The 25,147-nt window shown below is 67.1% G+C and carries 19 protein-coding genes; 13 read left to right on the top strand and 6 right to left on the bottom strand.

The genetic code is table 11. The annotated features are described in order from the left end of the window. The first annotated feature begins 144 nt into the window (after positions 1-144). Positions 145-861 carry a carbonic anhydrase family protein gene (locus tag E3C22_RS06215; protein WP_134761147.1) on the top strand — a complete coding sequence of 239 codons (717 nt, stop codon included), beginning with the start codon at positions 145-147 and terminating at the stop codon, positions 859-861. A 33-nt stretch (positions 862-894) separates the two neighbouring features. On the opposite strand, the gene E3C22_RS06220 is transcribed toward E3C22_RS06215, so the two are convergent. Both E3C22_RS06220 and E3C22_RS24420 read right to left on the bottom strand, forming a co-directional pair. Beyond that, a complete protein-coding gene (locus tag E3C22_RS06220) occupies positions 895-1,731 on the bottom strand; it encodes an MBL fold metallo-hydrolase (protein ID WP_134761148.1) in 837 nt (278 codons plus the stop codon). Between the two features lie 225 nt (positions 1,732-1,956). Further along, a complete protein-coding gene (locus E3C22_RS24420; protein WP_167591663.1) occupies positions 1,957-2,574 on the bottom strand; it encodes a tetratricopeptide repeat protein in 618 nt (205 codons plus the stop codon). Positions 2,575-2,709: 135 nt separating this feature from the next. Here E3C22_RS24420 and E3C22_RS24425 point away from each other — a divergent pair, with 135 nt between their 5' ends. Next, entirely contained in the window at positions 2,710-3,117 is a 408-nt protein-coding gene (locus tag E3C22_RS24425) for a BLUF domain-containing protein (protein ID WP_167591664.1), read from the top strand. A gap of 34 nt (positions 3,118-3,151) precedes the next feature. Here the strand turns inward: E3C22_RS24425 and E3C22_RS06235 are convergent, their stop codons facing one another. Next, complete coding sequence (locus tag E3C22_RS06235; RefSeq protein ID WP_134761150.1) at positions 3,152-4,153, bottom strand: hypothetical protein; 1,002 nt, start codon at positions 4,151-4,153, stop codon at positions 3,152-3,154. A gap of 191 nt (positions 4,154-4,344) precedes the next feature. On the opposite strand from E3C22_RS06235, the gene E3C22_RS06240 reads away from it, so the two are divergent. From E3C22_RS06240 to fhuB, 5 genes are all read left to right on the top strand, one after another. Beyond that, a complete protein-coding gene (locus tag E3C22_RS06240; protein WP_134761151.1) occupies positions 4,345-5,445 on the top strand; it encodes a polysaccharide pyruvyl transferase family protein in 1,101 nt (366 codons plus the stop codon). Between the two features lie 244 nt (positions 5,446-5,689). After that, the gene (locus E3C22_RS06245; RefSeq protein WP_134761152.1) at positions 5,690-7,906 is read left to right on the top strand and encodes a TonB-dependent siderophore receptor; all 2,217 of its coding nucleotides are present in this window, start codon (positions 5,690-5,692) and stop codon (positions 7,904-7,906) included. Between the two features lie 41 nt (positions 7,907-7,947). Next, on the top strand, positions 7,948-8,724 hold the full coding sequence (locus tag E3C22_RS06250) for an ABC transporter ATP-binding protein (RefSeq protein WP_134761153.1): 777 nt from the start codon (positions 7,948-7,950) through the stop codon (positions 8,722-8,724). Continuing rightward, the gene (locus E3C22_RS06255; RefSeq protein WP_134761154.1) at positions 8,721-9,614 is read left to right on the top strand and encodes an ABC transporter substrate-binding protein; all 894 of its coding nucleotides are present in this window, start codon (positions 8,721-8,723) and stop codon (positions 9,612-9,614) included. The genes E3C22_RS06250 and E3C22_RS06255 overlap by 4 nt, the downstream gene beginning before the upstream one ends. Next, complete coding sequence (gene fhuB, locus E3C22_RS06260) at positions 9,611-11,578, top strand: Fe(3+)-hydroxamate ABC transporter permease FhuB (RefSeq protein WP_134761155.1); 1,968 nt, start codon at positions 9,611-9,613, stop codon at positions 11,576-11,578. The genes E3C22_RS06255 and fhuB overlap by 4 nt, the downstream gene beginning before the upstream one ends. Here fhuB and E3C22_RS06265 read toward each other — a convergent pair. Continuing rightward, a complete protein-coding gene (locus E3C22_RS06265; RefSeq protein ID WP_134761156.1) occupies positions 11,559-13,337 on the bottom strand; it encodes an ABC transporter ATP-binding protein in 1,779 nt (592 codons plus the stop codon). The two genes, fhuB and E3C22_RS06265, sit on opposite strands and share 20 nt — an antisense overlap. Positions 13,338-13,545: 208 nt before the next feature. On the opposite strand from E3C22_RS06265, the gene E3C22_RS06270 reads away from it, so the two are divergent. Beyond that, positions 13,546-14,613 carry a dipeptidase gene (locus E3C22_RS06270; protein WP_134761157.1) on the top strand — a complete coding sequence of 356 codons (1,068 nt, stop codon included), beginning with the start codon at positions 13,546-13,548 and terminating at the stop codon, positions 14,611-14,613. Positions 14,614-14,696: 83 nt separating this feature from the next. Here E3C22_RS06270 and E3C22_RS06275 read toward each other — a convergent pair whose 3' ends face one another. Both E3C22_RS06275 and E3C22_RS06280 read right to left on the bottom strand, forming a co-directional pair. Further along, positions 14,697-16,976, bottom strand: a complete 2,280-nt coding sequence (locus E3C22_RS06275; RefSeq protein ID WP_134761158.1) for an NADP-dependent malic enzyme — start codon at positions 16,974-16,976, stop codon at positions 14,697-14,699. Continuing rightward, positions 16,966-17,991, bottom strand: a complete 1,026-nt coding sequence (locus E3C22_RS06280; RefSeq protein ID WP_134761159.1) for a type I glyceraldehyde-3-phosphate dehydrogenase — start codon at positions 17,989-17,991, stop codon at positions 16,966-16,968. The genes E3C22_RS06275 and E3C22_RS06280 overlap by 11 nt, the downstream gene beginning before the upstream one ends. Positions 17,992-18,410: 419 nt before the next feature. On the opposite strand from E3C22_RS06280, the gene E3C22_RS06285 reads away from it, so the two are divergent. The 5 genes from E3C22_RS06285 to E3C22_RS06310 all read left to right on the top strand — a co-directional run bounded on the left by E3C22_RS06285 (position 18,411) and on the right by E3C22_RS06310 (position 25,145). Next, on the top strand, positions 18,411-19,664 hold the full coding sequence (locus tag E3C22_RS06285; protein ID WP_134761160.1) for a sarcosine oxidase subunit beta family protein: 1,254 nt from the start codon (positions 18,411-18,413) through the stop codon (positions 19,662-19,664). Between the two features lie 269 nt (positions 19,665-19,933). Beyond that, a complete protein-coding gene (locus E3C22_RS06295; RefSeq protein ID WP_134761161.1) occupies positions 19,934-20,230 on the top strand; it encodes a sarcosine oxidase subunit delta in 297 nt (98 codons plus the stop codon). A gap of 12 nt (positions 20,231-20,242) precedes the next feature. Next, positions 20,243-23,227: a sarcosine oxidase subunit alpha family protein gene (locus E3C22_RS06300; RefSeq protein WP_134761162.1), complete on the top strand. Its 2,985-nt coding sequence runs from the start codon at positions 20,243-20,245 to the stop codon at positions 23,225-23,227. Next, a complete protein-coding gene (locus E3C22_RS06305) occupies positions 23,220-23,792 on the top strand; it encodes a sarcosine oxidase subunit gamma (RefSeq protein WP_134761163.1) in 573 nt (190 codons plus the stop codon). Before E3C22_RS06300 ends, E3C22_RS06305 begins: the two co-directional genes overlap by 8 nt. Positions 23,793-23,885: 93 nt before the next feature. Beyond that, positions 23,886-25,145, top strand: coding sequence for an aromatic ring-hydroxylating oxygenase subunit alpha (locus E3C22_RS06310; protein WP_134761832.1), 1,260 nt, complete (start codon positions 23,886-23,888; stop codon positions 25,143-25,145). The last annotated feature ends 2 nt before the right edge of the window (positions 25,146-25,147 follow it).

A 25,147-nucleotide genomic window follows, 5' to 3' on the forward strand; every position in this document is an offset into this window, starting at 1 on the left:
TTCTTCCGGCATTTGCCGCAAATGCCGGAAGGGATCGTTGGGGAGAATTCACCAGAGGATGCCGCTCGCCACATGAGCAGGTTGCACTCGGATTGATATGGTGTCCTTATCTCGTGCGAAAAAAACGCACGGTGGAGGTGCCCTATGTTGACCCGGCGGATGATCTGCGGCTGTCTCGCCGCTGCCCCTCTCGCAACGCTCGCGCGGCCGTCGATCGCAGCGGTGGACGACGCCTGCACCGTCTTCACGCCCGAACGCCAGAAGGCGCTTTCGCCCGCCGATGCCCTGGCGCTCCTCAAGGCCGGCAACGAGCGCTTCGTCTCCGGCAAGACGACCCAGTGCGATCTTCTCGCTCAGAGCAAGGCGGCAGCCGGCGGCCAGGCGCCATTCGCGGCGATCCTCGGCTGCATCGATTCGCGCGTGCCGCCCGAACTCGTCTTCGACCAGAAGATCGGCGACATCTTCGACGCCCGCGTCGCCGGCAATTTCGTCGACACCAACATCCTCGGCAGCCTCGAATATTCGACCAGGGTCGCGGGCGCGAAACTCATCTGCGTGCTGGGTCACGCGGACTGCGGGGCGGTCAAGGGGGCCATCGACGGTGTCGAACTCGGCAACATCACAGCGCTGCTCGCGAACATTCGCCCGGCCGTCGTGGCTGCCGCCGCGGGTGGGTCGGTCAAGAGCTCGAAGGATCGCGACTTCGTCCAGAAGGTCACCGAGACCAACGTGACGCTCGCCACCCGCGCGCTTGTCGACAGGAGTTCGACGATCAAGGCGATGGTCGAAGCGAAGGAGGTTCTGATCGTCGGCGCCGTGCACGAGATGGCGTCCGGCCGCGTCCGCTTCCTCGACAGCTAGCGCGACGGCGTCGGGATCTCGCCTGCCGCCCTCTCATACGCCCGGCAGGACGATCACCGTCGGCCGGTCCGGCAACGTCGTCACCGACACAGTGAAGCTGTCCTCGCTGCGCCATTCGACGGCGAAATCCGGAACCTTGGCGAGAAAGCGGTCGATCGGTCCGCGAAAGCGGTGCATGGGCAGGATGATCCGCGACTGCAACCGCTCAGCGATCTCGCCCATGCCTTCCTGGCTCATCGTCATGCCGCCGTCGACCGGCACCATGAGAATGTCCAGCCGGCCGATCTCGGCATAGTCCTCGTCGGTCAGCCGGTGATGCAGATGGCCGAGATGGCCGATGCACAAGCCCGCCACTTCGAAGATGAAGATCGAATTGCCGTCAGGCTCCAGCGCCCCGCCCCAGGAGCGGATGTCGGTGGTGACATTGCGGACATACATGTCGCCGAGGCTGAGCGCGTGGCGGGCCGGGCCGTCGCCGTCGGGGTTCCAGCCTCTGAGGACATGGGCGATCGCCGGGTCCGGATAGGGCGTGTTGTGGGAGGAATGCGCCTTGTTCATCGTCACGATGTCCGGCAGCACCGGCCCGGCATAGCCGGAAAAGTCGGTGGCGGCGCGGATCCCTGCCGGGCTTTCGATCAGGAAGGTGGCGTGGGTCACATAAGTGATCCTGACGTCGCGGTCGGCTGTCCGGCCCTGGAAGAGACCGCGGTCGTTCGGCGAGGCCTGGGCATAGGTGACCTCCGGCACGAGACTGGCGATCGCCCGGCACTGGCTCGGCCGCTCCCCCGGCCCGGCGCTCTGGGCGATGGCCAGTTGACCGGAGGCAAGCAGCAGCAGGAGGGCAAGCAGCCCCGCGAGACGATGGCGCAAGATGGCACCTCCTCTGCCTCAAGATCCTCGAGCGGCTAGTGACCAGCCGACTGGCCCGGCCACGGCCCCTTCCAGCCACGGCCCCTTCCAGCCACGGCCCCTACCAGCCGCTGCCAGAGCTGAGGCTAACCGCAACCGTGCCGTCGCCAAATCAACAAGCCGTCATCCTCCCTTGCTCCGGTCCATCGACGCGCCGGCCGCTCGCGGCAGCTCGATCGAGGATTCTCAAAGGTCGATGCCAGGCCTTGGCGCGTCCCGCTTCGGGTCCTCTGCAATGAGACCGCGTTCCTTCAGGAAGGGGTTGATGGCCACCGCCTCGCGCAGCTGCTTCTGGGCGAGGCGGTGACGGCCCTGGCGCATGAGGATCAGGGCGCGGCCTGCCATCGCCGCGAAATGTCGCGGCTCAAGGGCGATCGCCCGGTCGACGTCTTCCAGCGCGGCGTCGTAGTCGTCCTGCAGAAACAGAACGAAGCCGCGCTGGTTGTAGACCTCGGCATAGGCCGGCGCACCGGCCGCCGCCTCGTCGAGAAGCGCCTTCGCCCCGGCAAAGTCGTAGACGCGGCGCTTTTCCATGGCTCTTCTGACGAGATCTTCCGTCCGGCGGTCCGGCGCATGCATCCACAAACGCCAGATCCTGTCCTCGATCACCCTCGCACTCGCCTCGTCAGGCGCGGCCTTCAGCGCATCGAACAGCGGATCGAGGCCCCGCATCGCCGGGCCGGCCTCACCATCCCCTGCACTCGCAGCGAAGGCCTTCGCCGGAATCCATGCGACCGGGAGGGCGGCCGCGAAGAGCATGGCAGCGGCAAGAAGCCGGAATGCACGCATCCTTGCGAAGATCATTGCAACGCCTCCCCGCTTGCGCCGTTTGGGTCACCGAGTGGGAGCAGTTGGCGCCCCGGACGCAAAGTCATATTGTCGTTACAGGCCGGGCTGACGATCGCACCCGACGTCTTGCGGCCAATCAGGAGTGCGGCCATGACGATCTACCGCCTCGCCTTTGTCTCCCGCCCGGCGCCCGGCATCACCGCCGCCGAGATCTCGGCCATCGGCGAGAGCTCGGCGCGGCACAATCTGGAACTCGGCGTCACCGGCATGCTGATCCACGAGTTCAACCGCTTCATCGCGCTGCTGGAAGGCCCGCTCGCGGGAATCGAGCAGCTGATGGTCGCGATCATCGCCGACGGCCGCCATTCCGGCATCCGCATCTTCCTGCAGCAGAGCGCCGAGGCACGCAGCCTGTCCCGCTGGATCATGTGGTCGGATTTCGACCGCATGACGATGAGCGCCGGCGAGCTCGAAGTGCGTGAGGAGATCGTCAGGGCAGCACTCGCCAGCCTCGCGGAAATCGACGCCGAACGGCATGACGGCGCGGCGGCCTCCTGACCGCACGCGACGCCGTCAGCTTCGACAGATGCCTTCACGTCCGCTTGGAGCCGGCGGCGATCTCCCGAGACCGCACAATGCGGTAGATCTCGCCCGCTTCTTCGATGAGATCGCCATGGGCGGCGAGAGCCTCGTCGATCTCCTCCTGCGGCACGAGACTGTTGCGGTCCCTCGTGACGTTGTGCCGGGCGATCTCGTCCGGACCGATCCTCAGAAGCGCCCTGTTGCGGGCGAGAAAGCCGGGCATGCCGTCGACCGTCCCCGCCGCGACCCTGTCGAGGGCCGCGGCGAGACGCGAGGCCGGCGCCGGCCCGGAAATCCCTGCGACGAACCGGTTCTGCATGAACAGTGCGGACCGCCCGTAGGGCATCTCGATGAACTCTTTCAGCGTCTTTTCGCGCAAGAGGTTCATCCCGGGCGCCCGGCTCCGGGAGCCTACCCGGCGCGCGTGGCCCGCGGCCGAGGCCAGCCGGGAAAGCGGCTCGCGCAGCAGCGTCGCGAAATTCGCACCGGGCATCGCCTTCTTCGCGACATCGTAGGTGAAATGCCCGGCGACGAAATCGTAAGCCGGCAGATGCTCGGTGGCGGATTTCAGCTCGGCATGGGAGCCGAGCAGCAGCGAGCGATGGAAATGTCCCCGGGCAGCCTCGTAGATCGACGTGCCGGCGGTCTTCGGAATATGGATGAACACCGTGCGGCCGCCGGAGAAGCGCCCGGACGCGATGTCACCGAGATAGGTCTTCAGCGGCTGGAGGGCGCGCTGGTTTCCGAGCCAGGCCAGCGGCGACCTCAGCCCGCCAAGGCGGGGTGCCGGCTGCCACCGGTCGACGAGGAGAACGAAGACCGCGTTCTGGAAGACCGGCTCCCATTCGGCCAACTCCGTCAGGCGCGAAAGCGGAAATCCATGCATCATGCCCTTGTGCAGCAGCACAGCCTCGGCCGGTTCACCGTAGGGCACGCCGTGCCCGAGGGCGCGCCTCAGCTCTTGAGGCAGCGAGACGGACAGGCTACCGAACCGCTCGGTCAGTTCCTCCACCGCCTCGCGGGCCTCTTTCCACAGGGGATCGAACGTCGGAGAAGGATCCTGCGTCAAAGCCTGGTCATTTCATCGGTTGGTGAAGGCCCGTGGCCTGAGGTCGGGCGACGGCGCCGAACAGCCGCTGCCGGCTGGCCGGCAGCGGCTTGTGGCCCGGGGGTTCGGAGGCTCGTCGAGCAGTCATTGGGCAGATGAACGACATAATCGGGAACGGAACAATCACCGGTTCGACTTCGACTGAGGCCGAAGCCTCGATCCGCGGACGGCGCCATCTGGCATCGTTTCGCGAGGGAATCGAGACCCTGCGGCGCAAATTCGTGCGGCGTGAGCTCAATCTCACCTGGGCGAGTCTCGCCGAGGAACACCGCCATGTGAACTTCGGCGATGCGTTGAGCCCGATCATCGTCACCGCGATCTCGGGCAGGCGCATCCGCAAGATCCCGTTCGAAACGGCGGAACCGAGGCTTTCGGCGATCGGCACCATCGCCCAGAATTTTGCCGGCGGCACCGTGCAGCTGTGGGGATCCGGCATCGACCGCTACACGCCTGGTCGCAACGTCGATAAGGCCGGTTACCGGCTTCCGCCGGAGACGCGCTTCGAGATCGCCGCATGCCGGGGCCGGCACACCCAAGAGCTCTTTCGCAGCCTCGGCGTCGCCGCGCCGGAGGTATTCGGCGATCCCGGCTGGTTCGTGCGGAAGATCTGGCCGGAACATGCGAGCCAGGAAAAGCTCTACGACATCGGCGTGGTGCCCCATCTCAGCGAGTGGAACGGCCGGCGCACCGACGCGCTGCTGAAGCCCGGACTGCGACGCTACGAGATCCCCGAAGACCTCGCCGGGCGGGTCACCATCGTCAATCCCATCGCCGAGCGGTCGTTCGACGGGGTCGGAGAGGTGATCCGCAAGATCGGCCAATGCCGGCGCGTGCTGTCGAGTTCGCTGCACGGGATCGTCGTCGCCGAGGCGCTGGGCGTTCCCGCCTTTCCCTTCGGCGTGACGCGCCAGCATGGGCCGCAGGAGGTCGAGGTCACGGCGTCGATCCTCGTCGATCACCGGATGATGGACCTCTATTCCATTCTCGACCGCAAGACCGTGCCGGCCTATTGCTGGCCGCGCCTGCGACCGCTCGATTGGCACGCCGTCCTCGAATGGGCCGAAAGGCAGCAGTCGGTCTACCATTTCGACGCACGGCCGCTCTTCGACGCGTTTCCCTTCCGAAAGGCCGTGGCCTACGAGGCCGAGCGCTGGCCGGTTCGGGACGATCTTCTCGTCGACGGCGACTTCCTCTGAATGATGTCTGCGCCGCGCAGAGCGACGGCAGCTTGAGCGAGGACCGGCCGGCAATCGGCAGCGCCGGCATGATCTGCATCGACGCGATAGAACGCCCGGTGCGCCAAGGTTTGAACCGGTCCAGAGTTTCGGCATGATCGCAACAGTCGCAATCCCAGCAGGCCTTGCGGCGAAATTATGACTTTTATCATCAGGTATCGCGATGTAGACGGCCGGCGTGTGTTCCGCGTTGCAGGTCCCCCTGATGTCCCGCCCGATCTCTTCTCTGCCGATTTCCCGCTCTCTCTTCTCCCTCAACAGCCGCCTGGCGCTTACCGGGGCGTTCGTCCTCGCCGGCTGCCTCGGCCTGCTTTCGTCCAACGCCGCTTTCGCACAGACGGTCGTCAAGCTGGACGAAGTCGTCATCGGCAGCGAAACCGACGGTGACGCGACGCACCAGCCCCGCGGCCTCGCCGACCCGGCGCCGGTCGACGGCTATGTCGCCAGCGAGGCGACGGCCGGCGCGAAGGTGGCAACGCCGATCAACGAGATCCCCCAGTCGGTCTCGGTGATCGGACGCAAGGAGCTCGACGACCGCGGCGTCCAGAAGGTCGACGAGGCGCTGCGCTATACCCCCGGCGTCTACTCGCAGCCCTTCGGCGCCGACTCGGACACCGACTGGGTCTATATCCGCGGTTTCGACGCGACCCAGGCCGGCATGTTCCTCGACGGCCTGCAGCTCTACCAGTACGCCTTTGCCGGGATCACGGTTGATCCGTTCCTGCTCGACCGGGTCGAGGTGCTGCGCGGCCCGGCCTCGGTGCTCTATGGCGGATCGAACGCCGGCGGCATCGTCAACCAGATCTCCAAGCGCGCCGACGGCGCCCATCACGGCTACGTCGAAGCCGGCGTCACGGACGATCCGAACGGCTATGTCGGCTTCGACATCGGCGACAGCTTCGGCGAGGCAAATCCCTGGAGCTACCGCATCGTCGGCCGCGTGAAGGGCGGCGACACTGAGACCGACTATGCCGACAACTTCCGCGGCGCGGTGGCGCCGAGCCTCCTCTACGAACCGGATGCCGACACGCGGCTCGAACTCTATGCGACCTACCAGTATGACGACCAGCGCCACATGGGCGGCTTCTGGCCCTATGTCGGCACCGTGGAAGAAGCGTCTTACGGTTACATCCCGCGCGACCTCTTCTACAGCGAGCCCGATTCCGACTCGTTCCGTTCCAAGCAGGCGAGCGTCGGCTGGGATTTCCAGCAGGCCCTCGACGATCAGCTGACCTTCCGCTCCAACACCCGGCTGATCCACGTCGAGCGCAGCGAATACGGGCCCTATCCCTACGACTTCGACACCACCGACGACACGCTCTACCGGCTGAACTTCGCCCACGACACCAAGGCGGATCTCTTCGAGAGCGACAACCAGCTGGTCTTCGAGGACCAGATCGGCGCGGTGCACCACCAGTTGATCGCCGGCGTCGACTATAAATACTACCGGATCGACCAGTGGCAGGCGACCGGCCCGGCCGACGAGCTGGATCCCATCGATCCGGTCTATGACGACAATCTCGGCGCGCTCTACGATCCCTATGTCGACGAGATCATCGACATGAACCAGCTCGGCTTCTACGCCCAGGAGCAGGCGAAGTTCGGCGACGGCTGGATCCTCACCCTGAACGGGCGCTACGACAATGTCTGGATCGACCGCGACGACCAGACTGCCGCCGACAACGACTATGACCGCGAGGACGGCGCCGCCAGCGGCCGGGCCGCCATCGCCTATGAATTCGCCAATGGGCTGACCTCCTATGTCAGCGTCTCGCGGTTCTTCCAGCCGCAGATCGGCACAGACACCGCCGGCGATCCTGTCGGCCCGCAGACCGGCGAGCAGTATGAGGCGGGCGTGAAATATTCGCCGACCTTCCTCGATGCGAGCTTCACCGCATCGGTGTTCGACCTCACCCGCCGCAACACCCTGCAGAACCGCACGGTCAACGGCATGTACGTCACCGAGGCGCTCGGCGAGGTCCGCTCACGTGGTGTCGAGCTCGAGGCCAACGTCAATCTCGACGAGGCCTGGAACGTCACCGGCGCCTTCACCGCCTACGACCTCGAGATCACCGAGGACGCCGATACCAGCATCGTCGGCAAGCGCCCATGGCTGATCCCCGAGGTGCTCGCTTCGGCCTGGGTGAACTACACCGTGCCGAGCGGCGCATTGAAGGGCGTGACGGCCGGCGCCGGCATCCGCTATCAGGGCGACAGCTACGCCGACAACGAAAACACCCTGAAAGTGCCGGACGCGACGGTCTTCGATGCCAAGCTCGGCTACGAACAGGACGACTGGGGCATTTCGCTCAACGTGAACAACGTCTTCGACAAGAAATACGTCGCCGGCTGCCAGAGCGCTTCGAGCTGCGGCTATGGCGAGGGGCGCACCGCACTGCTGAAGACCCATTTCAGCTTCTGATGACGCCGACAGAGACAGACGAGACTGCGGGCGGCGCCACCATGGCGCCGCTCTTTCGCTTGCAAGGGATCGGTTTCGCGGTCGGTGGACGCCCGATCCTGCAGGGGCTCGACCTGACGCTTGGCGTCGGCTGCGTCACCGGGCTGATCGGCCCGAACGGCTCCGGCAAGTCGACCCTTGTCCGGCTGCTCGCCCGCCAGGCAGCGCCGCATCAGGGAGCGATCAGCTTTGGCGGCCGACCGATCGCCAGGTATGGCGACCGCGATTTTGCCAGGCGCCTCGCCTATCTGCCGCAGACGACGCCGGCGACCGACGGCATGACCGCCCGCGAGCTCGTCGCCCTCGGCCGCTACCCGCATCACGGCGCGCTCGGCCGGCTCGGCGACCGGGACGAGGCGGCGATCGCCGAGGCGATGGCCCGCACCGACACGATGACCTTCGCCGAAAGGTCGGTCGACGACCTGTCCGGCGGCGAGCGCCAGCGGGTCTGGCTCGCCATGATGATCGCGCAAGGGGCCGCCTGCCTCGTCCTCGACGAGCCGACCTCGGCCCTCGACGTCGCCCATCAGGCCGAGATGCTCGACCTGTTGCGCAGGCTTTGCGACGACCACGGCCATTCCGTCGTCGTCGTCCTTCACGACATCAACATGGCGGCGCGGATCTGCGACCGGCTGATCGCCCTGAAAGGCGGGGCGATCGTCGCGGATGGCGCCCCAGAGGCGATCATGCGGCCCGACCGGCTCGAGGCGATCTATTCCGTGCGCATGGGTGTCTTCTCGCCGCCCGGCACCGCGACGCCGATCGGCTACATCGCGTGACGGGCTTTCCCCTCTCCCGGCGCCGGTTGCTGCAGGCGCTCGCCGCCGCCTCGCTCGCTCCGGCCGCGGCGCGAGCCGCGGCAAAGCGCAGATTTGCCGTCGTCGACTGGGCGCTCCTTGAAACCGCCATCGCCCTCGGCCTCGTTCCGCTGGCAGCGCCGGAGTTGATCCTGTTCCGCCGTCTTGCCGTCGAGCCGGAAATTCCTGCCGGCGTCGCCGATCTCGGCCTGCGCGGAGCCCTGAGTTTCGAGAGGCTGGCGCTGCTCAGGCCTGATATTGTCTATGGTAGCAACTACAGCGCCTGGGCAGCGCCGCAGATCGAGCCGATCGCCCCGCTGAAGACATTCGAGCTTTTCGTTCCGGGCGAGCCGCCTCTTGAGAAGATCGAAGCAATGACGTTCGCCCTCGCCAGCGACTTCGACATCCCAGACAAGGGTAAGGCAGTCATCGACAGTGCGCGAGCGACCATCGCAGACCTTCGTCAGAGCCTTCGGACCGATGGAGGCCGCAAGGTCCTGCTCGTCGATGTCGGCGATGCCAACCACGTCCGCGTCTATGGCGGCGACTCGCTATTCGGCGAGACGCTCGTGCGGCTCGGCCTGACCAATGCCTGGCAGGGTGGTACGCGCTACAGCGCCACGGCGCCGGTCGGCATGGAGACGCTCGCCGCCTATCCCGACGCCTTCCTCATCGTCGTCGACCCGGTGCCGCCAGCTGCTGCGGCCACGATCCGCACCGGCGCCCTGTGGCAGGCGCTGCCTTCGGTCGCCGCGGGGCGTTTTGCGGTGATCGAGCCCTGCGACGCCTTCGGCGCCCTGCCGGCGTCGCTGCGCCTCGCCCGCCTCGTCACGGCCGCCGTCACCCACCGCCCAGCCCCGCGACCGGCATGACGGCAGTTCGGAGCGATCAGACCCGGCGGCCGCACCGGGCGGCGATTGCCGGCTGGGTACTGCTCTTCGTCGCAGCGCTCGCCGTCTTCGGCCTTGCCGCCCGCGCCTCGACACAAGGTCTCGCGCCGGGATTTGCCGAAATCTTCCTGGCCTTCGGCCTGTTGCCGCGGGGCGTCTTCGCGCTTCTCGGCGGCGCCGCCCTCGGCCTTGCCGGCGCGCTGCTGCAGCGCTCCCTGCGCAATCCCGCCGCCGATCCCTCGACCCTCGGCGTCAGCGCCGGCGCGCAGCTCGCGCTTGGCGCCGCGACGCTGTTCGCGCCCGTTCTGGTCGCCGAAGCCGCGAGCCTCGTCGCCTTCGTCGGCGGGGCGGGCGCGCTGATTATCGTGCTCATCCTCGCCCGCGCCCGCGACTGGGACCCGGTGACGATGATCCTCTGCGGTCTCGTCGTCTCGCTGGTCTGCGGCGCGCTTTCGGCGACGCTGATCCTTGCCGGCGGCGACTACATGATGTCGCTCTATCTCTGGGGCGGCGGCGCGCTCGCCCAGAGTGGCTGGCGCAACGACCTCGCTCTCGCCGGTCTTGTCGCCTTTGCAGGTCTCGCCGCCTCACTCCTCCGCCGGCCGCTCGGCCTCATCGGCCTTTCCGACGAGACGGCGCGCGGCCTCGGCGTCTCGACCGCAACGATCCGGCTCGCTGCGGTGGTCCTCGCGACGGTGCTCGCCACCACCGTCACCGCCTTCGTCGGCATCATCGGCTTCGTCGGGCTGATGGCCGCCAATCTCGCAAGGCTCTCCGGCGCCCGCACCGCCGGCGCGCAGCTCGTCGCCGCCCCCCTTGTTGGCGCCGTATTGCTGTTTGCCACCGAAGCCGTCGTCCTGGCGCTGGAGGCAGGTTTCGGCACCAGCATCGCGACCGGCGCGGTGACGGCACTGGTCGGCGCGCCGCTGCTCCTCTGGCTGCTGCCGCGCCTGCCGAAACGGGCGGTCTCGCCGATGGCAGTGCATTTCCGGCGGCTGGCGCAGCCGCAGGCATTGCTGGCCGGCCTCGCCTCACTGACACTGCTCGCCAGCCTCGCCTCGCTGCTGCTGGCGCCTGACGGCATCGGGTTCCTGCCGGATCTGAGATCGATCGAGGCGGTGCTGCCGCTTCGCTGGCCGCGGCTTCTCGCCGGCGTCTCGGCCGGTGCGATGCTCGCCGTCGCAGGCGTCATCCTGCAGCGCTTCACCGCCAATCCGATCGCCAGCCCGGAGGTCCTCGGCATCAGCTCCGGCGCCGGCCTAGGCCTGGCGCTGCTGCTCGTCGCCGTTCCCTTTGCCGGCCTCGGCGCAATGCTTCTCGCCACCGCTCTCGGCGCGCTTCTGGCACTCGCCGCGATCCTCGTCTTCGCCAGGGCCGCCGGGCTCGGGCCGGAGCGCCTGCTGCTCGGTGGCATCGCCGTCGCATCGCTTGCCGGCGCCGGCGTCACGCTGGTGATGGCCCGCGGCGGGCCGGAAGCATCGAGGCTGCTCGACTGGATGAGCGGTTCGACGCTGCGCGTCACGCCGCAACTGGCGCTCGGCGAGGCCGCCGCTGCCATCCTGCTGGCGCCACTGGCGCTTCTTGCCCATCGCTGGCTGTCGGTTCTCTCGCTCGGCCAGGTCACCGCCCGCGGCCTCGGCCTCTCGTCGGCACGGGCCGGCACGTTGCTCGTCACCCTTGCGGCGGTGCTGACGGCGGCCGCGACGCTGGCAGTCGGGCCGCTCTCCTTCGTCGGCCTGATGGCGCCGCATCTCGCCTGCAGCATCGGCTTTGCCCGACCGCGCGAGCAGGTCGTCGGGGCAGCGCTCCTCGGGGCGCTGCTGATGGCACTGACCGACACGGCGGCGCGCAGCCTCGCCTTCCCCTACCAATTGCCGACCGGGCTTTTCGCTGCCCTCCTCGGCGGCCCCTATCTCGTCGCCATGGTCATCCGGAAACCGCGCTGAGGATCGGCCGCGCGCTATTTGGCCCGCCCTCGCCGATTGGCCGCGACAGGTCCGACTGCGCGGCGACCAGCCGGGCATAGGCGCCGCCCTCGGCCATCAGCGCGACGTGGGAGCCGGTCTCGACGATCTCGCCGCCGGCGACGAAGCAGATCCTGTCGGCATGGCGGATGGTCGACAGGCGGTGGGCGATGACCAGCGTCGTGCGGCCCTTGGAAAGCTCGGCGAGCGAAGCCTGGATCGCCTGCTCGGTCTCGGTGTCGAGGGCCGAGGTCGCCTCGTCGAGAATGAGGATCGCCGGATCCTTCAGGAACATCCGGGCGATCGACAGCCGCTGCTTCTGGCCGCCGGAGAGCTTCACGCCGCGCTCGCCGACGATCGTGTCGAGGCCGTTCGGCAGCGCCGCGACGGTGGCTTCGAGGGAAGCCCGCCGCATCGCCGCGACGATCTCCTCGTCGCTGGCGTCGAGACGGCCATAGGCGATGTTCTCGCGCACCGTGCCGCCGAACAGGAAGACGTCTTGCTGGACCACGCCGACATGATTGCGCAGCGAGGCAAGCGTCATGTCGCGGATGTCGATGCCGTCGATGCGGATCGCTCCGCCGCTGACCTCGTAGAAGCGTGGCAGAAGCGCGCAGATCGTGGTCTTGCCGGCGCCGGAGGGGCCGACGAAGGCGATCGTCTCGCCGGGCTCGGCCCGGAAGCTGACATCCTTCAGCACCGCCCGGTCGCCGGAATAGCCGAAGCGGACGTGGTCGAACTCGACCGCGCCCTTTACGGTCTCGACTGCGACGGCGCCGGGGCGATCCTCGATCTCCGGCTCGGTGTCGAGGAATTCGAGGTAGCGGCGGAAGCCGGCGATGCCCTTCGGATAGGTCTCGATCACCGCGGCGATCTTCTCCACCGGCCGGAAGAACACCCCGACGAGAAGCAGGAAGCCGACGAAGCCGCCATTCGAAAGGTCGCCGGAAATGACGAACCAGGTGCCGGCGACCATGACGATGACCTGGGTCAGCCGCATCGAGAAATAGTTCAGCGACTGCGACCACGACATGATCTTGTAGGCATCGAGCTTGCGCCGCCGGTATTCGGCATTGTTGACCGAGAACAGCCGGCGCTCGTGATGCTCGTTGCCGAAGGCCTGGACCACCCGGATGCCGCCGACATTCTCCTCGATCCGGGCGTTGAAGTCGCCGATCGATGCATAGATCGACCGCCAGGTAGCGGTCATGCGGGCGCCGTAGCGGCTGGTCAGCCAGGCGCCGATCGGCACGACGATGCCGGTGATGACGGCGAGTTCGACATGCACGAACAGCATCAGCAAGAAGGCGCCGAAGAAGGTCATCACGGCGATGAAGAGGTCTTCCGGCCCGTGATGGGCGATCTCGCCGATCTCCTCCAGGTCCTTTGTGATGCGGCCGACCAGATGGCCGGTCTTGATGTTGTCGAAATAGCCGAAGGAGAGCTTCTGCAGGTGGTCGAAAGCCCTGCGCCGCATCTCCGTCTCGATGTTGATGCCGAGCATGTGGCCCCAATAGGTGACCACCGCCATCAGTCCGGTATTGACGAGGTAGATGAAGAGAAGCCCGGCGGTCGCCGCAACGATCAGCGGCCAGTCGCCGCTCGGCAGCAGCGTGTCGATGAACACCTTGACCGCGATCGGAAAGCCGAGTTCCAAGAGCCCGGCCAGGACGGCGCAGCCGAAATCGAGGACGAAAAGACCCTTATACGGCCGGTAATAGGCAAAGAAGCGCTTCAGCATGGCATTCCGATGGGAGGTCGGGCAGGCGGGAACGGCTGGCGACGGCCCGCAGGAAGCCGTGGCGATAGCGGTTGGGATAGCCGACCCGCGCGGCAAAAGCGAGGTGCAGCCTTATCAACCGTCGTCATCCGGCGGCGGCGGTGGTAGTGCTCCGCTCAGGATCCGGGTGGCCGTGCTGCCGCCGCCCCTTCATGCCGGGATTTCGCCCATGACCTCTCCAGTCGTCTTCGACGGCCACAACGACACCCTCCTGCGCCTCCACATGGATGGTCGGGACACGGCGTTCGACGCCTTTCTCGCCGGCGCTGCCCCCGGCCATATCGACCTCGCCAAGGCCAAGGCCGGCAATCTTCGCGGCGGGCTTTTCGCGATGTTCCCGCCCTCGCCGCGCGGCGGGCTCGATTTCTCCCGCATGCCGGCGGGCGGCTACGAGATGCCGCTGCCGGCGCCGCTGGAAAGGACGGTCGCCGAGGCCGCGACGATCTCCATGACCTCGATCCTGTTCCGGCTGGAGCGCGCCTCCGAGGGACGGCTGCAGGTCTGCCGGTCGGTCGCCGACATCCGCTCGGCCATGAATGCCGGAGCGATGGCCGCGGTGATGCACATCGAGGGCGCCGAGGCCATCGACGCGGACCTGAAGATGCTCGACGTGCTGTTTGCCGCCGGGCTGCGCTCGATCGGCATGGTCTGGAGCCGCAACAACATCTTCGCCCATGGCGTGCCGATGCGCTTTCCCTCATCCCCCGACATCGGCGAAGGTCTGACCGAGGCCGGCGAGCGCCTGGTGGCGCGCTGCAACGAACTCGGCATCCTCCTCGACCTGTCGCATCTCAACGAAAAGGGCTTCTGGGACGTCGCCAGGCTCTCCGACGCGCCGCTCGTCGCCACCCATTCCAACGTCCATGCCATCTGCCCGGTCAGCCGCAACCTGACCGACAGACAGATCGCCGCCATCGCCGAATCAAAGGGGCTCGTCGGGCTGAACTTCGCTACCGCCTTCCTGCGCGAGGACGGCGGCATGGATGCCGATACAGGGCTCGACGTGATGATCCGCCATCTCGACGGCCTCGTCGAACGGCTTGGCGAGGACGGCGTGGCGCTCGGCTCGGATTTCGACGGCGCGGTCATACCGGCGCCGATCGGCGATGCCAGCGGCCTGCCCAAGCTCTTTGAGGCGATGGAGCGCCACGGCTACGGCCAGGCGCTGATCGACAAGATCGCCCACGAGAACTGGCTGAACCTTCTCGAGAGGACGTGGAAGCTGTTGAAAGGCTAAGTGAGGGTCTATTTCAGCGGGCTCGCAACCGGTGGAGACCGGGTCCGCGGCGACGACCCGTAGATCGTCGCCGCAAGGCATTCTTATCCGTAGCTCGACACCGCCGAGCCCGCCAGCGCGGCGGTGTTGAGCAATCCGCGCACGGTGACGCCGGGCGTCACGATATGCGCCCGGTTGCCCATGCCCATCAGGATCGGGCCGACCTCGAGACCACCGGCGACCGACTTCAGGATGTTGCGCACCGCGCCTGCCGCGTCGGAATTGGCATAGACGAGGACGTTTGCATTGCCGGTCAGCCGGCCGCCCGGAAACAGCCGGTCGCGAAGCTCCGTGTCGAGGGCGGTATCGGTGGTCATCTCGCCTTCATATTCGAAGTCGAGATGCTTGGCCTCAAGGATCTTCATCGCCCCGCGCATCACCCGGCCGGACTCGTTGTCGAGATTGCCGAACTGCGAACTCGAGCAGAGCGCGACCCGAGGATTGACGCCGAAGCGGCGGACGTGCCGGGCCGCCGCGATCACCGCCTCGGCGATCTGCGTCGTGTCCGGCGTCATGTGGACATGGGTGTCGGCGATGAACAGCGGCCCCTTGTCGAGGACGATCAGCGACAGCGCGGCGATCGGATGGAGTTCCTCGGTCGAGAGGATCTGGCTGACATAGTTCAGATGCCAGCGATACTGGCCGAAGGTGCCGCAGATCATGCTGTCGGCCTCGCCGCGATGGACCATCACGGCGGCGATCGCCGTCGTGTTGGTGCGCATCACCGCGCGGGAAAGATCCGGCGAGACGCCGCGTCGGCGCATCAGCTCGTAATAGGTGCTCCAGTAGTCGCGATAGCGCGGGTCATCCTCCGGATTGACGATCTCGAAGTCCTCGCCGGCCTTGATCTTCAAGCCCTCGCGTTCGAGCCGCGCCGAAACGACCTCCGGCCGGCCGATGAGGATCGGCCGGTCCTGGGTCTCCTCGACCATCGCCTGGGCGGTTCTGAGCACCCGCTCGTCCTCGCCCTCGGCAAAGACGATGCTGCGGCGCGAGGCCCTGGCGGCGTCGAACACCCGCCGCATCACTGAATAGGAGCGGTAGACCTGGCCGTTGAGCCTGGCCGTATAGGCATCGAGATCGATCGGCCGGGTCGCGACGCCGGATTCCATCGCCGCCTTGGCGACGGCATGGGCGATGGTCGGCAAGAGCCGCGGATCGAAGGGTTTCGGGATCAGATAGTCCGGCCCGAAGGTCAGCCGCTCGCCGCGATAGGCATGGCCGACCTCGGCCGAGGCGGTCTCGCGGGCAAGGCCGGCGATCGCCTCGACGCAGGCGAGCTTCATCTCCTCGTTGATCTCCGTCGCGCCGACATCGAGCGCTCCGCGGAAGATGAAGGGGAAGCAGAGGACGTTGTTGACCTGGTTCGGATAGTCGGACCGCCCGGTGGCGATCAGCGCGCCGGGCGAGGCTTCCCGCGCCTCTTCGGGCATGATCTCGGGCACCGGATTGGCAAGCGCGAAGATGATCGGATTGTCCGCCATGCGGGCGACCATCTCGCGGGTCAGCAGCCCCGGTCCGGAAACGCCGAGGAAGAGGTCGGCCCCCTCCATCGCGTCCATGGTGGTGCGCATCTCGGTGTCGCGGGCGAACGCCGCCTTCTCGGGCGAAAGGTCGTTGCGCCGCTGATGCACCACGCCCTTGGAATCGAGCATAGTGATGTTTTCCTTCCGGGCGCCCATCGCCAGGAACATCTTCAGGCAGGCGATGCCCGCCGCGCCGGCGCCGAGGGCGACGATGCGGATATCCTCGATCTTCTTGCCGGCGACCTTCAGCGCGTTGACCGCGGCGGCCGAGGCGACGATCGCCGTCCCGTGCTGGTCGTCGTGGAACACCGGGATCTTCATCTTCTCGCGGCAGAGGCGCTCCACGAGAAAACAGTCCGGCGCCTTGATGTCCTCCAGATTAACCGCACCGAAGGTCGGCTCGAGCCGCGCGACGATCTCGGCGAGCTTCTCCGGATCGGTCTCGTTCACCTCGATGTCGAAGCAGTCGATGCCGGCGAACTTCTTGAACAGGACCGCCTTGCCCTCCATCACCGGCTTGGAGGCCTGGGCGCCGATATTGCCGAGGCCGAGCACCGCGGTGCCATTGGAGACGACGGCGACGAGATTGCCCTTGGCGGTGTAGCGCGCCGCATCGGCGGCGTTCTTCTCGATCTCCAGGCAGGCTTCGGCGACCCCCGGCGAATAGGCGTTGGAAAGGTCCCGCCCGGTGGTCATCGGTTTGGTGGCACGGATCTCCAGTTTTCCGGGCCGCGGAAACTCGTGATAGTCGAGCGCCTCCTGGCGTTTCGACAGGCGGTTCGCATCATCATTCGACATGGGTCGTTTCTCTTCCCTGTGTTCGCTGACCCATCATGCGTGCCATTTCCAGCATTCTGCATGAGAAGCCCCACTCGTTATCGTACCAACCGAACACCCTGAGAAGGCCGCCGGCAAGGGATGTTTCTGGACCGGCGACGACGATCGACTCCGGTCGCGCGCGAAGATCGGAGGAAACCAGCGGCTTTTCGGTCCAGCCGAAGACTGGCGAGTTCCGCGCCTTTTCGCTGAGAAGGGCGTTCGCCTCCTCGACGCTCGCCGGCCGTTTTGTGGCGACCGTCAGGTCGATCGCCGAGACGCTGGCGGTCGGCACGCGGATCGCCCGTGCCTCGACGCGGCCTGCAAGCTCCGGCAGCACCTCGCCGATCAGCCGGCCGGCGCTCGTCGTCGTCGGCACCATGGAGAGCGCCGCGGCCCGGCTGCGCGCCGCGTCGCCGCGCGGCTTGTCGACGGTCGGCTGGCTGCCGGTATAGCAGTGGACGGTGGTCATCTGGCCGGAGACGACGCCGAAGCCTTCGTGAAGCGCCTTGAGGAGCGGCGCCAGCGCATTCGTCGTGCAGGAGGCGTTGGAGACGATCCGCGCATTCCCGAGCCTTCCCTCGTTGGCGCCGATGACGACGGTGACGTCTGCGGCCTTCGACGGGCCTGAGACCAGCACCGCCCCTGCCCCGGCCGCCAGCCCGCGGCAGACGGTCCCGCGATCGTCGTTGTGGCCGGTGCATTCGAGGACGACGTCGATGCCGGAGAGATCGAGGGCGGAAATGTCGGGGACGGAATGGAAGGCGATCTCGCGACCGTCCAGGACAAGCCGCTCCGGCCGGGTCTCGACCGTCCCCTGATACGGCCCGAACACCGAATCATATTCGAAGAGATAGGCGCAGGATTCCAGCGGCTCGATGTCGTTGATGAGGACGAGCCGCAGGTCGTCGTTGCCGGCCTTCGAGAGAATCCGGGTGATCGTCCGGCCGATCCGGCCGAAGCCGTTGAGCGCCAAAGTGATGGGTCGTGATGACATGGTCTGGAATCGACGGGATGGGAGCCGGCGGTGATCCGCCTGCCATTTGCGAACCGGACTAGACCTTTTTCGCGCGGGTTGGAAAGCCGGGAAACGTCCCTGCGACACCTTTCGCGGAGGCTCTCGAAACCTGAAACGACGGTCGCCGCGTGTCGGCTTTCCCCGCGCCGAGGTCCAGCCGGTGGAAGCGCCCATGCGGTCATCGGGTGGGCGGCGGCGCCATGCTTTTGCCCCCGAGGCACCGCACCGCCGACACAAACCATTGTATGCAGTGGCTTTTTGCAGTGCGATGCCGGATTTTGCGGCACGGCAAAAAAATCGTCATCGATGTCGCTTTTGAAATGTTCCACTTCGTTTTTGAGTTAGTCAGAAAACCGTCATTCTGCGCATTCTCCGCCTCAGTTAGCGGGGTTCGAGACATGCGCCGTTTTTCCCTCAAGGGCCTTCTTCAGGAAGCCGCATCCGGCCATCAAGGCTGGGAGCGACAGTGGCGCGCGCCCGAGCCGAAGAAGGAATATGACGTCGTCATCGTCGGCGGCGGCGGCCATGGCCTGGCGACGGCCTATTACCTCGCCTCGGTGCATGGCGTGACCAATGTGGCGGTTATCGAGAAGGGCTGGATCGGCGGCGGCAACACCGGCCGCAACACCACCATCGTCCGCTCCAACTATCTCTTCGACGAATCGGCTGGCCTCTACGAACATGCGATGAAGCTCTGGGAGGGCCTGTCCCAGGAGCTGAACTACAACGTCATGTTCTCCCAGCGCGGCGTGCTGATGCTCGCGCACAACCATCACGACGTCATCTCCTTCAAGCGCCACGTCTACGCCAACCGGCTGAACGGCATCGACAACGAGTGGCTGTCGCCGGAAGAGTGCAAGGCCTTCTGTCCGCCGCTGACGATCTCGCCGGACATCCGCTACCCGGTCCTCGGAGGCGCGCTGCAGCGGCGCGGCGGCACGGCCCGCCACGACGCCGTTGCCTGGGGCTATGCCCGCGGCGCCGATGCGAGAGGCGTCGACATCATCCAGAACTGCGAGGTGCTCGGCCTGAAGCGCCATCCCGACGGCTCGGTCGCAGGGGTGGAGACGACCAGGGGCACGATCGGGGCCAAGCGCGTCGGCGTCGTCGCGGCAGGACATACCGGCGTCGTCATGAGCCGCTTCGGCCTGAGGATGCCGGTGGAAAGCGTGCCGCTGCAGGCGCTGGTGTCGGAGCCGGTGAAGCCGGTGTTCCCCTGCGTCGTCATGTCGAATGCCGTGCACGCCTACATCTCCCAGTCCGACAAGGGCGAGCTGGTGATCGGCGCCGGCACCGACCAGTATGTCTCCTATTCGCAGCAGGGCGGCATCCAGATCATCAATCATACCCTCGACGCGATCTGCGAACTGTTCCCGCAGTTCACCCGCATGCGGATGCTGCGCTCCTGGGGCGGCATCGTCGACGTGACGCCGGACCGCTCGCCAATCATCGGCAAGACGCCGATCGAGGGACTGTTCGTCAATTGCGGCTGGGGCACCGGCGGCTTCAAGGCGACCCCCGGCTCCGGCCACGTCTTCGCCCATACGCTGGCGACCGGCGAGCCGCACAAGATCAACGCGCCCTTCAGCCTCGACCGGTTCCGCACCGGCCGGCTGATCGACGAGGCCGCCGCCGCGGCCGTGGCGCATTGAGGTATTGGCGTGATGACTGCGCGCGTGGTTACCCCCCTCTGCCCTGCCGGGCATCTCCCCCACAAGGGGGGAGATCGGATCTCGTTTGGGCGCACCGCCCATTCATTGAATGATGACGCATCGACGCAGGCGCGGACCATCGCGATTATCGATCTCCCCCCTTGTGGGGGAGATGCCGGCAGGCAGAGGGGGGTGAGCCGAACCCGCCTTCGCCTGATCGAATCTGCTCAACGCCATTCGAGCCCATTCCCCCTAGCGAGGGCATCGTCATGCTGCTGATCGACTGTCCCTATTGCGGCAAGCGCCCCGAGGTGGAGTTCCACTGCGGCGGGGAGGCGCACATCGCCCGGCCCGAGAGCCCAATCGAGATGGCCGACGCCGACTGGGGCTCGTTCCTCTACTACCGCACCAATCCGAAAGGGCTCCACGCCGAGCGCTGGCTGCACGGCCATGGCTGCGGGCGCTGGTTCAACGCGCTGCGCGATACGGTGAGCGATGCCTTCGTCGCGACCTACGAGATGGGCAAGCCCCGTCCGGAGGTCTCTCCCGCAACCGCCAAAGCCTGAGGCGCGCCGATCATGAGCCAGCCCTTTCGCCTCGCCTCTGGCGGCCGGATCGACCGCACCCGCCCGCTCTCCGTCACCTTCAACGGCAAGCGGCTGGAAGGCTTTGCCGGCGACACGATCGCCTCGATGCTGATCGCCTCCGGCCAGCATCTCGCCGGCCGCTCCTTCAAGTATCATCGCCCGCGGGGCATCCTGTCCCACGGTTCGGACGAGCCGAGCGCCCTCCTCTCGGTCGACTGGCGGGCCGATCGCGGACCGGGCCGCCGAGATCCGAACAACCGCGCCTCGGTGGTCGAGGCGCGCGACGGGCTGGTGGTCGACACCCAGAACCACTGGCCCTCGCTCGAGACCGATATCGGCGCGGTCAATGACCTCCTGTCGCCAGTCTTCGTCGCCGGCTTCTACTACAAGACCTTCATGTGGCCCCGGAAGTTCTGGGACAAGGTCTACGAGCCGGTGATCCGCAGGGCCGCCGGCCTCGGTGAGGCGCCGAAGGTGCCGGACGCCGACCGCTATTCCAACCGCCACGCCCATTGCGACGTGCTCGTCGTCGGCGCCGGCCCGGCCGGCCTTGCCGCGGCGCTCGCCGCTTCGGCCGATGGCACGCGGCGGGTGATCCTCGCCGACGAAGGCTGCGAGCCCGGAGGCGCTCTGCTGAACGACGTGACCTCGTCGGTCGGCGGCACGCCGGCGATGGAGTGGGTCGCGGAGAGCCTCGCCACCCTCGACGCCCGCGAAAACGTCGTCGTCCTGCCGCGCACCACGGTCTTCGGCTACTACAATCACAACCATGTCTGCATGGTGGAGCGGGTATCCGACCACATCGCCGACGCGCCGGAGGGCATGGCCCGCGAGCGGCTCTGGCAGGTGCGCGCCGGCGAGGTAGTGCTCGCCACAGGCAGCCACGAGCGGCCGCTCGTGTTCGAGAACAACGACCGGCCGGGCATCATGCTGGCCGAGAGCGTCCGTTCCTTCGTCAATCGCTGGGCCGCGCTGCCCGGCAACGACCTCGTCGTCGCCACCTCCTCCGCCTCCGCCTATCGCACCGCCCTCGACGCCAAGGCGGCGGGCATGAAGGTGTCGATCGTCGACATCCGCCTTGAGACCGATTGCGGGCCGGAGTTCGCCGCCGCGCGCGAGGCCGGCATCGAGGTCCGCACCGGTCACACGGTGATCCGCGCCCTCGGCAAGAAGCGCGTTTCCGGCCTCGTCGTGGCGAAGATCGGCTCCGGCGGCGGCATCGGCGAGAAGACGACGCTCACCTGCGACTGCGTGGCGATGTCCGGCGGCTGGACGCCCTCGGTGCACCTGTTCTCGCAGTCCCGGGGCAAGCTCGCCTTCGACCCCGAACTCGACGCCTTCCTGCCCGGCACGTCCGTCCAGGCGGAGCGCTCCGCCGGCGCCTGCCGCGGCGTCTACGATCTTGCCGCGGTGGTCGCCGACGGCGCCAAAGCCGGCGGTGGTTCCGCGGCACCGGAAGCGACCGCCTCCTTCACCGGCTTCCAGCCGGTGCGGGTGCTGCCGACCGACGCCGACGCGTCCAGGGTCAAGGCCTTCGTCGATTTCCAGAACGACGTCACCGCCAAGGACATCAAGCTCGCCGTGCGCGAGGGCTTCGAGTCGATCGAGCACGTCAAGCGCTACACCACCACCGGCATGGCGACCGACCAGGGCAAGACGTCGAACATGAACGCCCTCGGCCTCGTCGCCGGCATTCTCGACCGGCCGCTGCCCGCCGTCGGCACCACCACCTTCCGCCCGCCCTATACGCCGGTGACCTTCGGCGCGCTCATCGGCCCGGCGCGGGACGAGCTCTTCGACCCCGTCCGCAAGACGCCGATCGACGGCTGGGCCGCGAAGAACGGCGCGGTGTTCGAGCCCGTCGCCCTGTGGCGCCGGGCCCGCTACTTCCCGAAAGCCGGCGAGGACATGGCGGCGGCCGTCGCCCGCGAGACCCGGGCGGTGCGGACCAATGTCGGCATCTTCGACGCCTCGACGCTGGGCAAGATCGAGGTGGTCGGGCCGGATGCCGCCGAGTTCATGAACCGCATCTACACCAATGCCTGGCTGAAGCTGAAGACCGGCGGCTGCCGCTACGGCCTGATGCTGCGCGAGGACGGCTTCGTCTACGACGACGGCGTGGTCGCCCGCCTCGCCGAGGACCGCTTCCACGTGACGACCACCACCGGCGGCGCGCCGCGGGTGCTGCGCCACATGGAGGACTATCTCCAGACCGAGTGGCCCGATCTCGACGTCTTCCTCACCTCGATCACCGAGCAATGGGCGGTGATCGCCCTGCAGGGGCCGAAGGCGCGGCAGGTTCTGGAGCCCTTCGTCTCGGAGATCGACCTTTCGGAAGCCGCCTTCCCGCACATGACGGTGAAGACCGGCTATGTCTGCGGCGTTCCCTGCCGGCTGTTCCGCGTCTCCTTCACCGGCGAGCTGGGTTTCGAGGTCAACGTTCCCGCCGACTACGGCGAGGCGGTCTGGAAGACGCTGTACGAGGAAGGTCAGAAGCACGGCATCACACCCTATGGCACCGAGGCGATGCACGTGCTGCGCGCCGAGGTCGGCTACATCGTCGTCGGCCAGGAGACGGACGGCACCGTGACGCCCGACGATCTCGGCCTTTCCGGCCTCGTCTCCAAGGTCAAGCCGGACTTCGTCGGCAAGCGCTCGCTCGCCCGGCCGGATATGGTGGCGGCGGATCGCCGGCAGCTCGTCGGGCTGCTGACGAGGAACCCCGGCGAAGTGCTCGACGAGGGCGCACAGGTGGTCGACGATCCGAGCCAGCCAATCCCGATGAAGATGGTCGGCCACGTCACCTCCAGCTACGCCTCGTCGAACTGCGGCCGGTCGATTGCCATGGCGATGATCGACGGCGGCCGGGAGCGGATCGGCGAGACGGTCTTCGTCACGACGCCGGCCGGCTTCACCGAAGCGACGATTTCGAATGCGGTATTCTACGAGGTGAAGGGAGAGACCGCCGATGCTTGAGCTCAATCTTGCTCGCCGCGCCCCGGCGCTGTCCCCCGTCGCCTCCGAGGCGGGGGTGAAGGTGGCGACGCTCGATGCCGTCGGACGCCTCGCCTTGCGCGTCAAGGCTGCCGCGCTCGCGGGCCGCGCATCGGTCGACGGCTTCGACCTTTCCGGCGCCATCAATTCGCGAAGCGCCAGCGGTGAGAGTGGCGGCGAGCGCGCGGCGCTCAGACTCGGCCCCGACGAATGGATGCTGCTTGTTCCCGCCGACGAGACCGACGAGCGGCTCGAAGCGGTGACCGCAGCACTCACCGGCGTCGCCCATTCGCTGGTCGACGTCTCGCATCGCGATGTGACGTTCTCGGTCGAAGGTCGCGGCGCCGACGCGGTGATCAACGCCGGCTGTCCAATCGACGTCTCGCCGAGTGCGTTTCCGGTCGGCTCGGCGACCCGCACCATTTTCGGCAAGGCCGAGATCGTGCTCGCCCGTCGCGCCGCGGACCGCTTCACCGTCACCTGCTGGCGCTCCTTCGCGCCTTACGTTCAGGGTTTCCTGATCGAGGCCGCGAAGGACACCCTCTAGGCCGCGACCGGCCCGTCAGGGCCGAGACAGCATTTCCGATCAACAGGGGCGAGGCCGGCGCCCGATTTCCCGGCCGAGATAGGGTGCAGCATGATGAACGACCTCGTTGCCCGCCTGACCCACCGCAAGAAGGGCTACACGCTCGAAGCGCCCTTCTACACGGATCCGGAGATCTTCGCCGCCGACATGGAGGTGATCTTCGGCCGCCACTGGCTGTTCGTCGGCGTCGAGCCGGACGTCCCGGAGCCGGGCGACGTCATGGTCGTCGACATCGGCAAGAACTCGGTCGCCGTGCTGCGCGACGACGACGGCGAGATCCGCGCCTTCCACAATGTCTGCCGCCACCGCGGCGCCCGCCTCGTTCACGAGGAAAAGTCGACCGTCGGCAATCTCGTCTGCCGCTATCACTCCTGGGTCTACGACACGACCGGCAAGCTCATCCATGCCGAGCACATGGGCGAGGATTTCGACAAGTCCTGCCACGGGCTGAAGCCGGTGCATGTGCGCTCGCTGGAGGGTCTGCTCTTCATCTGTCTCGCCGAAAACCCGCCGCAGGATTTCGACGAGCTGGAGCGGGTGATGGCCCCCTATCTCAAGCCCCACAATCTGCGCGAGACCAAAGTCGCCTACCAGCACGATCTGATCGAGCCGGGCAACTGGAAGCTGACGATGGAGAACAACCGCGAGTGCTATCACTGCGGGGCGAACCATCCCGAGCTGACCGTGCCGCTGTTTGCCTACGGCTTTGGCTTCGCGCCGGAGGAACTCGACGAGACCGAGCGGGAACATGCCGCGCAATATGCCTGCATGCTCAACGACAACCACCGGGACTGGGAGGCCGCGGGCCTGCCCTCGCGCGAGGTCGACCGGCTCGACGACATGGTGACGGGCTTCCGCACCGAGCGCCTGCCGTTGTCGGGCGATGGCGAGAGCCACACCATCGATACCAAGCGCGCCTGCAACAAGCTGATGGGCAACCTCACCAACGCCAAGGCGGGCGGCCTGCACTTCTGGACCCAGCCCAATTCCTGGCATCATTTCATGGGCGACCATGCGGTGGTCTTCTCGGTGCTGCCGCTCGGCCCCGACCGCTCGCTGCTGCGCACCAAGTGGCTGGTCCACAAGGACGCCGTCGAGGGCGTCGACTACGATCTCGACAATCTGATCGGCGTCTGGATGGCCACCAACCAGCAGGATTCCGATCTCGTCGGCTACTGCCAGAGCGGCGTCGAGATGGACGGCTACACGCCGGGCCCCTACTCGCCGCACACCGAGATGCTCGTCGAGAAATTCATCAACTGGTATGTCGGCCGGATGCTATCGCATCTGGCCGAGACACGCGCCGTCGCCTGAAG

This window comes from Jiella endophytica (assembly GCF_004519335.1).
Classification (GTDB): Bacteria; Pseudomonadota; Alphaproteobacteria; order Rhizobiales; family Rhizobiaceae; genus Jiella; species Jiella endophytica.